Source organism: Aminobacter sp. Y103A, from assembly GCF_030294925.1.
Classification (GTDB): domain Bacteria; phylum Pseudomonadota; class Alphaproteobacteria; order Rhizobiales; family Rhizobiaceae; genus Aminobacter; species Aminobacter ciceronei.
The window spans coordinates 4,536,240-4,550,356 of sequence record NZ_AP017986.1; the positions used below are offsets into that span (position 1 = coordinate 4,536,240).

Consider the following 14,117-nt stretch of genomic DNA (forward strand, 5'->3'; position numbering starts at 1 on the left):
CGCCTGCCCTGCCCCGAGGTTCCGGGGCGAGGCAGCTCTTCTGAAGAAAGCTCGCGCGAACTAGCCGTCGCGGGCCGCCTCTGACAGGAAGCCCCAGACATAGTCGGAGAACGAGCGCCAGCATTCCAGACGGAAGGCATCCTCGCCGGTGCGCAGAAGCACCATCTCGACCTTGCCGAGCACGGTGCGCGAGGCGGCACCCACCGGGAAGGCTGCAAGCGACAGGTCCTGCGGGCAGCCGGCATTGATGGTATCAGCCGCATTGGGGCCAATGACGGCGATGCCGACATTGCGATGCGAGACATCGACCGCCGAGTGCAGGCCCTTGACCGAAGCGCAGTCGCCGATGGGATCGCCGCCGGCCTCGTCGATAACAAGCCATTCGTCAGGGCCGAGCCAGAGCACGGTGCGGCCAGCCTTGACGGCCGAGCTCTTGGGTTTCTCCGGAAGGGTCACGCCGATCGCCTTGGACAGCGCGGCGACGGCGGCTGGGCGGGCACGCAGCGACATGCGGCTGGCCGGTTCCAGAACCTTGAGCGAAACGCCATGCCCGCCGAGGCTTTTGCCGGCATGCGCCGGCTGACGGGTTGCGATTGCGACCTTAGCCATTGAGGCGGTCTCCCTTCTCGTCGAAGAATACGGTTCCGGTGACTTCCACCTCGATGACGCCATCGGGCATCGGCACGTAGAGCGTCTCGCCAATCCGGTCGCGACCGCCGAGCACGAGGCCCATGGCGATCGAGCGGTCGCAATTGGCCGACCAGTAGCTCGAGGTGACGTGGCCGATCATCTTCATCGGGATCGCCTGCTTGGGGTTCTCGACGATCTGGGCACCCTCTTCGAGCACAGTGCGCGGATCCTTGGTCTTGAGGCCAACGAGTTGCTTGCGGCCCTTGGCGACAAGGTCGGGGCGCGTCATGCCGCGAATGCCGACGAAGTCGGTCTTCTTCTTGCCGACAGCCCAGTCGAGGCCGGCGTCATTGGGCGTGACGGTGCCGTCAGTGTCCTGGCCGACGATGATGTAGCCCTTCTCGGCGCGCAGCACGTGCATCGCCTCTGTGCCATAGGCGCAGGCGCCGTGCTTCTGGCCCTCGGCCCACAAAGCTTCCCACACCGCGCGGCCATAATCGGCAGGCACGTTGACCTCGAAGCCGCGGTCGCCGGTGAAGGACATGCGGAACAGGCGGGTCGGCACACCACAAATCATGCCCTCGCGCACCGACATGTGCGGCATGGCCTCGTCGGACATGTCGATGCCCTCGACCAGCGGCGCGATGATGTCACGCGAGTTGGGGCCTTGGACCGCAATCACGGCCCACTGCTCGGAGACCGAGGTCAACCAGACGTCGAGATCGGGGAACTCGGTCTGGAGATAGTCTTCCATGTGGTTCATGACGCGGGCAGCACCGCCTGTCGTCGTAGTGACGTGGAAGCGGTCCTGCGCCAGGCGGCCGACGACGCCGTCGTCATAGATGAAACCGTCCTCGCGCAGCATGATGCCGTAGCGGCAGCGGCCCACTTCGAGCTTCTCCCACGGGTTGGTGTAGAGCAGCTCCATGAACCTGGCGGCGTCAGGACCGACCACCTCGATCTTGCCGAGGGTGGAGGCGTCGAACAGGCCGGCAGACTTGCGGACGGTGACGCATTCGCGGTCGACGGCTTGATGCATGTCTTCGCCGGCGCGTGGAAAATACCAGGCGCGCTTCCACTGGCCGACATCCTCGAACACCGCGCCATGGCTCTCGGCCCAGCTATGGGTCGGGGTCTTGCGCGTCGGGTCGAACAGCCCGTGGCGGGCGTGGTTGACGATGGCGCCGAAGGTCACCGGTGTGTAGGGCGCGCGGAAGGTGGTGAGTCCGACGGCCGGGATGTCCTTGTTCAAGGCCTCAGCCGCGATGGCAAGGCCGTGCATGTTGGACGTCTTGCCCTGGTCGGTGGCCATGCCGTTGGTGGTGAAGCGCTTGACGTGCTCGATCGAGCGCATGCCTTCATGCACTGCCTGGCGGATGTCCTTGGCGGTGACGTCGTTCTGGAAGTCGACGAAGGCCTTGACCGTGGTACCGGCACCGGCGCCCGGGCCGGAACCGAGCATACCGCCGGTCCAGCCTTCGGAAGCCTCGACCTTGAGCGTGACACCCTTGCTTGACGTGGCCCCAGCATCGCGGGCGGCATTGGCGCCGGCCTCAAGCGCCTGCGCGACGGTGTCTTCGAGCGAGTCGGAGCCGTTGCAGGCGCCGACCGAGACGCAATCCTGAGCATAGGTACCGGGCAGGAAGCGCTTGGTGGCGTCGTCGAAAGCAACCTTGCCGCGCGACTGCGAGAACATGTGCACCGATGGCGTCCAGCCGGCTGACATCAGCAGCGCGTCGACGGCGATGGTGCGCTCGGCGCCGCCGCCCTTGGCCTGCACGGTCATCGACTTGATCCGCTGGCTGCCATTGACGCTGGTGACGGCGCGGCCATGGTTGACCTCGATGCCGAGCGCGCGTGCTTCATCGACAAGCGGGCCAGACGGGTTGTCGCGCAGGTCGACGACGGCGGCGACGCCGACGCCGGCCTTCTTGAGGTCGATGGCCGCGGCATAGGCGCTGTCATTGGCGGTATAGACGCCAATCTGTCTGCCGACGACGACGCCGTAATGGTTGAGGAAGGTGCGCGCCGCGGATGCCAGCATGACACCCGGGCGGTCATTGTTGGCAAACACCATGTGACGCTCGATGGCGCCGGTGGCGATGACAACGCGCTTGGCGCGAACCTGCCACAACCGCTCGCGCGGCTCGTCGCGGCCGGGGCGCGCAAGATGGTCGGTGACACGCTCGACGAGGCCGACGAAATTCTGGGCGTAGTATCCGAAGGCCGTGGTGCGCGACAGAACGGTGACGTTGTCCATTGCGGCGAGTTTCGCCACCACAGCTTGCGCCCAGCTCCAGCCGTCCTGGCTGTCGATGACGGCGCCTTTTTCATAACGCAGCGCGCCGCCGAACTCGGCCTGCTCGTCGCAAATGATGACGCGCACACCGGTTTCCGCAGCCGCAAGCGCGGCGGCCAGGCCGGCAGCACCGCCGCCGAGCACCAGCACCTCGCAATGGGCGTAGAGCGCCGAATAGTGATCGGGGTCGGGCTGGTCCGGTGCTACACCAAGACCGGCCGCGGCGCGGATATTGGGCTCGTAGAACTTGTGCCAGGCAGCCTTCGGCCACATGAAGGTCTTGTAGTAGAAGCCGGCCGAGAACATCGGCGACGCGATATCGTTGACGGCACCGACGTCGAAGGACAGCGACGGCCAGCGGTTCTGCGAGGCGACGGTCAGGCCGTCATAGAGCTCCTGCACGGTGGCCCGCACATTGGGCGTCTTGCGCGCAGCGTCGCGGCTGACGGTGACCAGCGCGTTCGGCTCCTCGGCGCCAGCGGAGAGGATGCCGCGCGGACGGTGATACTTGAACGAGCGGCCGACGAGATGCACGCCATTGGCGAGCAGCGCCGACGCGACGGTGTCACCGGCAAGGCCGGTCATCGACTTGCCGTCGAAGGTGAAGCGCGCGGTCTTGGCCGGCGTCAGGCGGCCCTGGCCGGAAATGCGGTAGGATCCGGCCATCATGCCTCTCCCTTGGTCGAGCGTTTTGCCTTGGGCTTTTCGTTGAGCTGGTCAGGCGGGCGGTTGGCCCAGGCGGCCGGGCCACCGTCGGCCTTGAGCTTCTCGAGGTCCGGCTTGGGCTCGCCGGCCTTGTAGGTCAGAAGGAAGCGGTCGGTGATGGTGTCGCGGGCGGCGTTGAAGAAGCGCGCGCAGCCATGGATGTGGCGCCAGCGTTCGAAGATTACACCCTTCGGGTTGGAGCGGATGAAGAAGAACTTTTCGAAGTCCTCGTCGCTCTCGGCGGCGATGTTGGTCGAGCGCGCGATATGCGCTTCGCCGGCATTGCGGAACTCGAGCTCGGGACGCTCTTCCTCGCAATAGGGGCAGTGAATGAGAAGCATCTTGATGATCCCTAGAGTTCGCCGGGGCCGACAATGGTGCCTTGCGGCTGGTCGCAGAGCCGCCGCCCCAAGGCCTCGAACGGAGCGACGCGCTTGATCAGCGTCTCGACGTTGTCGGCCGGCAGGAACAGGTCGCGGCTTGAGATGTTGAGGAAGGTAAGCTCGAACGGGTTGGCCGAGACGATGACGTGGCGCCCAGGCGGCGCATCGTGCTCATCATCGGGATCGTCAGGCGTGTCGATGAAAGAAACGACCCGGCGCCCGCCACTCCACACACACGCAAGCAGGCCCGAGGCGACCGAGAACGGCCACTCCGCCTCGTTGTCGCTGCGGCTGATCGTCTGCAGCCGGACCTCGCTGGCGTCAGGTACGTGCAGCATGCCCTTTTCGTCGGCAAGGACGAAGGGCGCGGCCACGGCCGCTATGGTGGCGGCGAGCGTTGTCATCAGTGCGCGACGGCCGCGGCTGCCGCCTCATCGATGAGACGGCCGGTGCGGAAGCGCTCGATGGTGAAGGGCGCGTTGATCGGGTGCGGCTCGTCGCGGGCAATGGTGTGGGCAAAGACGTTGCCCGAGCCCGGCGTAGCCTTGAAACCACCCGTGCCCCAGCCGCAATTGACGTAGAGCCCCGGCACCGGCGTCTTGGCCAGGATCGGCGAACGGTCCGGCGTGACATCGACGATGCCGCCCCACGAACGCAGCATCTTCATGCGCGTGAACATCGGGAACATCTCGCAGATCGCATCGAGCGTGTGGTTGATGATGTGCAGGCCGCCGGTCTGCGAATAGGAAATGTACTGGTCGGTGCCGGCGCCGATGACCAGCTCGCCCTTGTCGGACTGCGAGATATAGGCATGTACCGTGTTGGACATGACAACGCACGGGAATACCGGCTTGACCGGCTCCGATACCAGCGCCTGCAGCGGGTAGCTTTCGAGCGGCATGCGCACGCCGGCCATGTTCATGATGACCGAGGTGTGCCCTGCGGCAACGACGCCGACCTTCTTGGCGCCGATGAAGCCCTTCGAGGTCTCGACGCCCGAGACGCGACCGTCGGGCGTACGGCGCACGCCCGTCACTTCGCAATTCTGGATGATGTGGACGCCGCGATCGGAGGCGCCGCGGGCATAACCCCAGGCAACCGCGTCGTGGCGAGCGGTGCCGCCGCGGCGCTGCAAGGCGGCGCCAACGACAGGATAACGCGCCGAGGCCGAGATGTTGAGCGGCGGGCAGAACTCCCGCGCCTGCTCGGGCGTCAGCCATTCATTGTCGATGCCGTTGAGACGATTGGCATGGACATGGCGCTTCAGCACCTGCACGTCGTGAACGTTGTGCGCCAGCATCATCACGCCGCGCGCCGAATACATGACGTTGTAATTGAGGTCCTGGCTGAGACCGTCCCACAGCTTCAGGGCGTGGTCGTAGATGCCGGCCGATTCGTCGTAAAGATAGTTGGAGCGGATGATGGTGGTGTTGCGGCCGGTGTTGCCACCACCGAGCCAGCCCTTTTCCAGCACCGCCACATTGGTGATGCCGTGCTCCTTGGCGAGATAATAGGCGGTTGCCAGGCCATGGCCGCCGGCGCCGACGATGATGACGTCGTATTCGCTCTTCGGCTCGGGCGAGGACCATTGCTCCTCCCAGCCCTTGTGTCCCCGCATCGCCTCGCGGGCTATGGCAAAAACCGAATATTTCCGCATTTTTTCAGGGCCTCGCTGATGCCGGAAGCTTGGGAGCGCGAGGTGTAGCACTAGCGAAATCCGACGGCCAGCCTTGGACTGTTTGCGACGGCGACTGCCGTTTTGCGCCATGGGTTTGCGCCATCGGGTTCGTCGTCGATTTCCGCCGCAGGTATCGGGTGGCTGGCAAGCCTGGCAATTGCGAATGACACGAGCAGGCCAGCGGAGCCCGCTGGCTGAACGTGCATGGAGCAAGAACGATGTTTGGACTGAACGGAAAAGTGGCTCTGGTGACCGGAGCGAGCTCTGGCATCGGCCGGGCGACGGCGAAGCTGTTCGCTGCGCAGGGCGCCAAGGTTGTGCTGGCGGCACGTGGGGCGACCGGGCTGGAAGCGCTGGCAGCGGAGATGCGGGCCGACGGATGCGAGGCAGCGACGCTCGCCGGCGACGTCAGGGACGAAGGCTTCGCGCGTGCCCTCGTCGAGCTTGCTACCACCGAATTCGGCGGTCTCGACATTGCCTTCAACAATGTCGGCCTCGTCGGCGAAATGGGCCCGATCACCGGGTTGGAACTGGCAAGCTGGACAGAGGTGATGGAGACCAATCTGACCAGTGCCTATCTCGGTGCAAAGCACCAGATCCCGGCAATGCTGGAACGTGGCGGCGGCGCGTTGATCTTCACCTCGACCTTCGTCGGCTACACCGCCGGCATGCCCGGCATGGCGGCCTATGCCGCGAGTAAGGCCGGCCTGATCGGCCTGACGCAGGTGCTGGCTGCCGAATATGGCGCGCAAGGCATCCGCGTGAACGCCCTGTTGCCCGGCGGCACCGACACGCCGATGGCGACGTTCAAGACCGCCGAAGAACGCGCCTTCGTCGAGGGTTTGCACGCGCTAAAGCGCATCGCCCGACCCGAGGAGATCGCCCGCTCGGCGCTTTATCTCGCTTCGGAAGCCTCGAGCTTCACCACGGGGCCGCCCTGCTGGCCGATGGCGGCGTGTCGATCAACCGACTCTGAAATTGGCACGGCCCCGAGTTGCGAATCTCCGGGCCGCCAAGGCGATCCGATCAGGCCGCGCCGAGCCGCGCGGCCTTCATGTTGGGCAGGAACACGGTCAGCAAGCCCAGCATCGGCAGGAACGAGCAGAGCTTGAAGACATATTCGATGCCGCGGGAGTCGGCGATCACACCCAGCACCGCGGCAGCGATGCCGCCGATGCCGAAGGCGAAGCCGAAGAAGATGCCGGCGATGAGACCGACGCGGCCGGGCACCAGCTCCTGGGCGAAGACGACGATGGCGGAGAAGGCCGACGCCAGGATCAGGCCGATCAGCACGGTCAGCACCTTGGTCCAGAACAGGTCGGCATAAGGCAGCATCAGCGTGAACGGCAGCACGCCGAGGATCGAGAACCAGATCACCGTCTTGGCGCCGAAACGGTCGCCGATCGGGCCGCCGAGGAAGGTGCCGAGTGCCGCCGAGCCGAGGAACAGGAACAGCAGATACTGCGATTCCTGCACCGACACGCCGAAGCGCTCGATGACATAGAAGGTGTAGTAGCTCGACAGGCTGGCCGTGTAGGCCTGCTTGGAGCAGACCAGAATGGCCAGCACGACCAGCGCCGAAATGACCTTGTTGCGCGGCAGCGGATTGAACAAGGTCGGTGCCGCGCGTTTGGCGGCGCTGACGATGTGGCGGCTGTACCAGACGCTGACGCGGATCAGCACGACGATGCCGACCATCGCCGCGATCGAGAACCAGGCGATACCACCCTGCCCCAGAGGCACGACGATGAGGGCGGCGAGCAGCGGCCCGAGAGCGGAACCGAAATTGCCGCCGACCTGGAACAGCGACTGAGCAAGGCCGAAGCGGCCGCCGGAGGCGAGACGCGCGACGCGTGACGATTCGGGATGGAAGATCGCCGAGCCCAGGCCGACGAAGGCCGAGCCGACGAGCAGCATCGAATAGCTGTGCGCGAAAGCCAGCGTCAGCAGGCCGATCAGCGTCAGGCACATGCCAATGGGCAGCGAGAATGGCAGCGGCTTCTTGTCGGTGTACATGCCGATGACCGGCTGCAACAGCGACGCGGTGACCTGGAAGGTCGTGGTCAGAAGGCCGATCTGCCAGAAGTCGAGATGATAGTCGTCCTTCAGCATCGGATAGAGCGACGAGATCAGCGACTGCATGACGTCGTTGAGGAAATGGCTGAAGCTGACCGCGAGAAGAATTGCCATCACCGTACCATCGGCGGACGACGAGCGGGCTGACATGGCGGTATCGGTCACGGCATTAACTCCGGGCGCATTTCAAGGGACAGGTTGCAATAGACCTGCCCGGCCGAGCTTTCATGGTGCACGATGCGGTACTGTGGGGGCCAGTTGTCACGCTTGGGATGCACTGGCCAGCGTCGCAAAACGCCCCGGCGTGATGCCGAAACGGGCGCGGAAATGACGCGTCATGTGGCTCTGGTCGGCAAAACCCGAGGCCGCCGCAGCCTCGGCCAACCCCTCGCCCGCGGCCATGCGGGAGCGGGCGTGCGCCAGCCTGCGCCCGACGAGATAGCGGTGCGGCGAGGTGCCGATCAAGCGGCGGAAGGCGCGGGAAAGTTCGAAACGGTCGAGGCCGGTGATGCGTTCGAGATCGCAAGACGTCACCTGCCGGTCGAACTCTTCGGTCAGGAACGAGCGTGCTACGGCGACCTCGTCGACGGGCAGTGCCGCCACGCGCTGCAGCCCGGCGTCATCGCTGCGCCGGGCCAAGTGTGCTGCGACATCGGATATGAAGGCATTAGCCTGCAGCGGCTCCATCGGATAGGGGAAATCGGCGAAGGCATCGTCGATCAGAGCGGCAAGTGCGGCATCGCGCTCGACCACTTCGGGCACGAAGGGCAACAGGCGGTCGCGGCCCAGCGCCCGACAGACGAGCCACGGCTCGATGTAGAGCATGCGGTAGGAAAAGCCCTCGGGCACACCGGCATGGCCGTCATGCACCTCATCGGGATGGATGACCATGCATTCGTCCCGGACGCTGATCCGGTCGCTGCCACGATAACGGAAGGCCTGCGCGCCCCAAAGCGTGTGGCCGACGGCATAGGTTTCGTGGCGATGCGGATCGTAGGCGTGGCCACCGAAGCGCGCGACCAGACGCTGCAGCCCGTGGACCGGCTCGTCGGTGGCGATGAAGTCTTCGGTCATTGATGCGGGAGACATCATGCGGGGTCCGCGCTGGCTGAAACCGCAATGTCGTGGCGCTCGCACAAACGTTCAAGACCCTTGCGCCGGACGCGGCTAGCCTTGGGTCATGATGTACCCGACCAAGACCGCTCTCATCCTCCTCGACGAACTCGCGCCCTGGCAGAAGGTGAATGTCTCGGCATTCCTGACCGGCGGGCTGATGCACGGTTATCCCGAAATGGCAGGCGAGCCCTATAAGGACAATGACGACAATTTTTATCTCGCGGTGATCCGCGAACCGGTCTTCGTCTATGGCGCGGACAGCCAGACGATACGGCGAACCTTCGAGCGGGCTCGTTCGCGCGGCATGGCGTTTTCGATCTACACGCGGCCGCTGTTCGTAACGAACAACGACGCCGACAACCGCGCCTCGGTGGCGGCAACCCCTGCCGCCGGGCTCGACATCGTCGGGCTCGGCCTGCATGGCGACCGCAAGCTCATCGACAAGATCGTCAACGGACTGAAGTTTTTAGCGTAGCGCAGTTCCGGGGAAACTGTGGTCCGTCCGGAATTGCGCCAATAACGATTACTTGCCCGCCGCCAAGCGCTTGGAGATCGGTTCGAACTCGGACGTCGACTTGCGCTTGACCGGATCGGGCTCGTTATTCTCCTGCGCTTCCCAATATTTCCAGTTCACCTTGCCCGAGCCAAGCTCGTAGTCCATGCCGTCCCAGGCGTCTTCGCGGAAGCTGTAGAAGGCCCAGTGCAGCTTGTCCTCGTCGAGGTTGGTCAGCACGTCCTCGAGATACTGCTTGCAGAACGGCAGGCGGCGCATGCAGCCGAACTCGCCGGCGACGACGCGGTTGCGCGCGATGCCGCGGCTGTCCGCCCACTCGACCGGCTGGTCGAGATAGGCGCGGACGCGCTCGGCATCCCATCTCTCCTCGCCGTTGCCGTAAGGTACCTTGCCCGGATAGGCGTAGGGCTTGTCGCGCTTCATGTTGGGCGCGCTGGTCGCGGCATAAGGCTCGTACATGTGGAAAGAGTAAAGGACGCGCTGATCGGCGAGGTCCGCCGGCCAATAAGAGAAGGCGTCGGCCGCGGCATACCAGCCGGCGTCGACCATGATGGGGGTCGCAGGATCGACTTCGCGGATCGCCGCGATGACCGTGTCGTAGAAGGCCCTGAGATCACGCGAGCTGCCGGCATTCTTGGTGTACCAGGCGCGCATCTCGGCGATGTTGGCGTGCTCGGCGAGCCCCCCTTCCTTTTCCGGCGTCGGCTCGTTGACGATGTTGTAGGCAGCGACGGCCGGATGGTCCTTGAGTTCGCGCGCCAGGTCGCGCCAGAAGGCGGCGGCCTGGGTCCAGTAATCCTTGTCGGCCCACAGGCGGCCGTCGAACTTCCTGTCGTTGTTCTGGGCCCAGCGCATGCCGGGAAGCGATAGCGGTGCGATGACAACCTTGAGGCCGGCCTTGTCGGCGCGGTCGAGCACTTGTTTCAGCGTCTTCACGTCGGAGGCGACAAGGCCGTCATACTTGTCGGCGGTGCCGATCAGGAAGTCGCGCTTCTCCGCCTTCCACTTGTCATAGGACAGGCGCACCCAGGTGGCGCCGTAGCCGCGCAGCGCATCGAAATAGGCCTGATCCGGCGGCAGGCGGTTGAAGCTGTTGCCGCCATGCTGCGGCTTGTCCCAGAAGCCGATGAGATCGGCCGCGTGCGCCTCCGGAATGGCGGCAGTGAGCGCCAGGGCGAAAATCAGTGAACGCATGGAGGGGCTTGCCTATGGGAACTGGAAATGAGAGTGGCTTCCTTGACAAGGAATGCGGCGGAAGTGGGCACGGCGCGGCGCCACTTTTCGCACAGACCGCAGGAAGTGCGGCCTTTGCAGTGGACAAGCAGGGCTGATTCTGCTATCTGCCGCCAACAATTCCCGGTGGAACCCATCGTGGAGGCGTTGTGGCTATTGCCGTAGCCTCCAGATTACGAACCCGAAAGACAGGATCACACGTGCAGGTACTCGTCCGCGATAACAATGTTGACCAGGCGCTTCGCGCGCTGAAGAAGAAAATGCAGCGCGAAGGCATCTTCCGTGAAATGAAGATGCGCGGTCACTACGAGAAGCCTTCGGAAAAGCGTGCTCGCGAAAAGGCTGAAGCCGTTCGCCGCGCCCGCAAGCTGGCCCGCAAGCGCGCCCAGCGCGAAGGCCTGCTGCCCAGCACGCCGCGCCCGGCTGCTGCCGCTGGTGCAGGCGCTGGCGCACGTCCGGCACGTTGATCTGCCAATCTTTGGTCCTTTTCGAAGGATAACGACAAGGTGGGGCGACCAAAAATCGCCGCCACCTTTTTGTTTTGTCCGGACGTCACCGGACGCGGCGCTCAAGCCGTAGAGGCGCAAGCGAGGGACACGCAGCGATGAATGCAGTCATGAGCAACCGCAACTCCCTGCTGCGCGGCGGCGCCATGACAGCTTTGGTGCTGGTATCCATGGCCGTTGCCAGCTGCCAGTCGTCCGGCCCGGCCGGCGAGTTGACCCGCATCGACACGATGCAGGGTTCGAGCGAGAACATCTCGTCGCTGAGTGCCGTCATCTCCAGCAATCCCAACGACCCCGAAGCCTACAATGTGCGCGGCTCGGCTTATGGCCGCGGCGGCAAATACCGCGAGGCACTGCAGGACTTCGACCGGGCACTGCAGCTCAACCCGAACTTCTACCAGGCCTACTCGAACAGGGCGCTGATCTACCGCTTCATGGGCAACCAGGCCTCGGCGCTGGCCGACTACAACAAGGCGATCCAGCTCAACGCCTCCTATGACGCTGCCTATATCGGCCGCGGCAATCTCTACCGCAAGGCGGGCCGCACCCAGGACGCCTTCAACGATTTCCAGAAGGCGATCGAGCTCGACACCACCGACCCGCGCGCCTACCACAATCGCGGCCTGATCTATCAGCAGCAGGGCCAGCACGCCTTTGCGCTCGAGGATTTCTCCAAGGCGATCTCACTGTCGCCTGACGCAGCCGAGCCGTATAACGGCCGCGGCCTGTCCTATCTCGCCACCGGCGACGACGACAACGCCTTCGCCGACTTCAATATGGCAATCAAGCTCGACGGCAAGATCGCTGAAAGCTGGGCCAACCAGGCGCTGATCTACGAGCGTCGTGGCGACAAGGCCAAGGCCGCCAAGGCTTATGCCGAGGCAGTGCGCCTCGACCCCAACTACAAGCCTGCTGTCGACGGCCTCGCCCGCACGCGCGGCGGCGCCTGACCGTTCGCGACGAGGCATTGCCGTGAACTGCCTCGTCGTGCTGTCGCATCCGCTGCCCGACAGCCTGAACCGACATTTCGCAGAGACGGCAATCGCCGAGCTCACCGGCGCCGGCCATCAGGTCGAGCTGCTCGACCTCTACCGCACAGCTTACGATCCGCGCCTGACACCCGCCGAGCGTAGCTCCTATTATGGCGAGCGCTTCGACGCATCGGCACTCGACGCCCACCCAAAAACCTTGCGCGAGGCCGAGGTGCTGGTGCTGGTGTTCCCGACCTGGTGGTTCGGCCTGCCGGCGATGCTGAAGGGCTGGGTCGACCGGGTGTTCGCCCCTGGCATCGCCTTTGATCACGGCAGCAATTTCGGCCCGATCAAGCCGCTGCTCGGCAAGCTCCGCCATGTCGTTGTCATCACCACACTCGGCAGCCCGTGGTGGATTGACCGGCTGCTCATGCGCCGTCCGGTGCGCCGCATCCTGAAATGGGGTGTGTTCAAGGCTTGTGCGCCGAAGGCCCGCTTCGCCATGCTGTCGTTTTATGCCGCAGAAAAGCCGCAGCCGGAGCGCGTGATGCGTTTCGCTGGCGAGATTCGCCGGCGATTGCGTGAGATCGGCTAGCCGCGCCTGAAGGAACCTTTCGGCGGCTATGCGGTTGATATCGCTTCATGCCTGAAAGGATTCCCCCAATGAAAAAGCTCGCCATCCTTGCCCTTGCCCTGGTGCCCTTTGCGGCACCCGCACACGCGCAGTTCGGCGCCAAGCTCGGCATGCTCAGCTGCACCGTCAACGGCGGCACCGGCTTTGTCATCGGCTCGAGCAAGGACATGCAGTGCACGTTTACGCCAGCCTTCGGCAACCGCGCCCAGGAGATCTATTCCGGCCGCATCAACAAATACGGCGTCGACATCGGCACCACCACCGGCGGCGCGCTGGAATGGTTGGTACTGGCGCCGAGTCGCGACGTCTATGACCCGGGCGGCCTCGCCGGCAACTATCTCGGCGCGACAGCCGAAGCGACGGTCGCCGTCGGCCTCGGCGCCAACGTGCTCGTCGGCGGCTCCGGCCGCTCGATCGCGCTGCAGCCGGTCAGCCTGACCAACCAGACCGGCCTCAACGCCGCCGTGGCGATCGGCGCGCTGCAGCTGACCGCACCTCTCAAGTAAGCTGCAGTCACCGTTTCAAAGTGCCGGGGTGCAAACAGCGCTCCGGCATTTTTTGTGCCGATGACGCGGCATCTGCCGCAATCGTTCGGTCGCACTTGCCCTCTTTCCCGGTTCGAGATTTCCGGGCATTTCTGCGCCCAGCTGGAGATCCAGCGCGGAGGGAATGTGAATGCCCGAGACAGCCAGCCTGATCGCATTTGCTGCCATTGCCCTTGGCATGGTGCTGACACCGGGCCCCAACATGATCTACCTGGTGTCGCGTTCGCTGAGCCAGGGCCCCAGGGCCGGCCTGATCTCGCTCGGCGGGGTGGCGCTCGGTTTCATCGTCTACATGCTGTGCGCGGCCTTCGGCATCACGGCGCTGATATTCGCCGTTCCTTACGCCTATGACGCCATCCGCTTCGCCGGCGCCGCCTACCTGCTCTGGCTCGCCTGGCAGGCCCTTCGCCCGGGTGGACGTTCGCCCTTCCAGGTGCGGCAGCTGCCCAAGGACACGCCGCGCAAGCTGTTCGCCATGGGCTTTCTCACCAATCTGCTGAACCCGAAGGTCGCCGTGCTCTATCTGTCGCTGCTGCCGCAGTTCATCGATCCGGCCGACGGCAGCGTACTGAGCCAGCTTCTGGTGCTCGGCACGATCCAGATCTCGATCAGCATTACGGTCAACGCACTCATCGCCATCTCCGCCGGCTCGATCTCCACCTTCCTCGCCAGCAACCCCGGCTGGGTCGCGGTGCAACGCTGGCTGATGGGCACGGTGCTGGCCGGTATGGCCGTGAAGATGGCAACCGAAGCCCAGCGCTAAAGTGTGTGGCGGTTCTCCGTCCGGAATTGCGCCAAAAAAAGAGATCCGCGATTCGAAGAATAGC

Annotated in this window: 14 protein-coding genes and 1 pseudogene; 7 read left to right on the forward strand and 8 right to left on the reverse strand. The window is 64.7% G+C overall.

Going from position 1 to position 14,117, the window contains the following annotated elements; genetic code table 11:
• Window positions 1–60: 60 nt before the first annotated feature.
• Genes Amn_RS22220 through Amn_RS22240 form a run of 5 tightly spaced genes read right to left on the reverse strand, consistent with a single transcriptional unit; the run spans window position 61 to window position 5,674 of the window.
• On the reverse strand, window positions 61–609 hold the full coding sequence (locus Amn_RS22220) for a sarcosine oxidase subunit gamma (RefSeq protein ID WP_067958185.1): 549 nt from the start codon (window positions 607–609) through the stop codon (window positions 61–63).
• Window positions 602–3,595, reverse strand: a complete 2,994-nt coding sequence (locus Amn_RS22225) for a sarcosine oxidase subunit alpha (RefSeq protein WP_286291942.1) — start codon at window positions 3,593–3,595, stop codon at window positions 602–604. Before Amn_RS22225 ends, Amn_RS22220 begins: the two co-directional genes overlap by 8 nt.
• Complete coding sequence (locus Amn_RS22230; RefSeq protein WP_154386944.1) at window positions 3,595–3,975, reverse strand: sarcosine oxidase subunit delta; 381 nt, start codon at window positions 3,973–3,975, stop codon at window positions 3,595–3,597. Before Amn_RS22230 ends, Amn_RS22225 begins: the two co-directional genes overlap by 1 nt.
• An 11-nt stretch (window positions 3,976–3,986) precedes the next feature.
• Complete coding sequence (locus Amn_RS22235; RefSeq protein WP_154386943.1) at window positions 3,987–4,421, reverse strand: hypothetical protein; 435 nt, start codon at window positions 4,419–4,421, stop codon at window positions 3,987–3,989.
• Window positions 4,421–5,674 (reverse strand): sarcosine oxidase subunit beta, encoded by a 1,254-nt coding sequence (locus Amn_RS22240; protein ID WP_067958180.1) that lies wholly within the window; start codon window positions 5,672–5,674, stop codon window positions 4,421–4,423. Before Amn_RS22240 ends, Amn_RS22235 begins: the two co-directional genes overlap by 1 nt.
• Window positions 5,675–5,913: 239 nt before the next feature.
• On the opposite strand from Amn_RS22240, the pseudogene Amn_RS22245 reads away from it, so the two are divergent.
• Window positions 5,914–6,671 (forward strand): annotated as a pseudogene (locus Amn_RS22245) (SDR family oxidoreductase).
• A 50-nt stretch (window positions 6,672–6,721) separates the two neighbouring features.
• Here the strand turns inward: Amn_RS22245 and Amn_RS22250 are convergent.
• Both Amn_RS22250 and Amn_RS22255 read right to left on the reverse strand, forming a co-directional pair.
• Complete coding sequence (locus Amn_RS22250) at window positions 6,722–7,936, reverse strand: MFS transporter (RefSeq protein ID WP_502874736.1); 1,215 nt, start codon at window positions 7,934–7,936, stop codon at window positions 6,722–6,724.
• Window positions 7,937–8,032: 96 nt separating this feature from the next.
• Complete coding sequence (locus tag Amn_RS22255; protein WP_286291946.1) at window positions 8,033–8,860, reverse strand: AraC family transcriptional regulator; 828 nt, start codon at window positions 8,858–8,860, stop codon at window positions 8,033–8,035.
• A gap of 91 nt (window positions 8,861–8,951) precedes the next feature.
• On the opposite strand from Amn_RS22255, the gene Amn_RS22260 reads away from it, so the two are divergent.
• The gene (locus Amn_RS22260) at window positions 8,952–9,362 is read left to right on the forward strand and encodes a DUF2000 domain-containing protein (protein WP_246670889.1); all 411 of its coding nucleotides are present in this window, start codon (window positions 8,952–8,954) and stop codon (window positions 9,360–9,362) included.
• A gap of 48 nt (window positions 9,363–9,410) precedes the next feature.
• Here the strand turns inward: Amn_RS22260 and Amn_RS22265 are convergent, their stop codons facing one another.
• Window positions 9,411–10,595: a glycoside hydrolase family 5 protein gene (locus Amn_RS22265; RefSeq protein ID WP_286291951.1), complete on the reverse strand. Its 1,185-nt coding sequence runs from the start codon at window positions 10,593–10,595 to the stop codon at window positions 9,411–9,413.
• Window positions 10,596–10,834: 239 nt separating this feature from the next.
• Between Amn_RS22265 and rpsU the strand changes: the two genes are divergently transcribed.
• The 5 genes from rpsU to Amn_RS22290 all read left to right on the forward strand — a co-directional run bounded on the left by rpsU (window position 10,835) and on the right by Amn_RS22290 (window position 14,053).
• Window positions 10,835–11,101: a 30S ribosomal protein S21 gene (gene rpsU, locus Amn_RS22270; protein WP_067958156.1), complete on the forward strand. Its 267-nt coding sequence runs from the start codon at window positions 10,835–10,837 to the stop codon at window positions 11,099–11,101.
• 149 nt (window positions 11,102–11,250) lie between these two features.
• Window positions 11,251–12,090, forward strand: a complete 840-nt coding sequence (locus Amn_RS22275; protein WP_371818626.1) for a tetratricopeptide repeat protein — start codon at window positions 11,251–11,253, stop codon at window positions 12,088–12,090.
• A gap of 22 nt (window positions 12,091–12,112) precedes the next feature.
• Window positions 12,113–12,706 carry an NAD(P)H-dependent oxidoreductase gene (locus Amn_RS22280; RefSeq protein ID WP_067958152.1) on the forward strand — a complete coding sequence of 198 codons (594 nt, stop codon included), beginning with the start codon at window positions 12,113–12,115 and terminating at the stop codon, window positions 12,704–12,706.
• Between the two features lie 68 nt (window positions 12,707–12,774).
• On the forward strand, window positions 12,775–13,251 hold the full coding sequence (locus Amn_RS22285; RefSeq protein ID WP_067958149.1) for a DUF992 domain-containing protein: 477 nt from the start codon (window positions 12,775–12,777) through the stop codon (window positions 13,249–13,251).
• A 169-nt stretch (window positions 13,252–13,420) separates the two neighbouring features.
• A complete protein-coding gene (locus Amn_RS22290; protein WP_067966179.1) occupies window positions 13,421–14,053 on the forward strand; it encodes a LysE family translocator in 633 nt (210 codons plus the stop codon).
• Window positions 14,054–14,117: the final 64 nt, after the last annotated feature.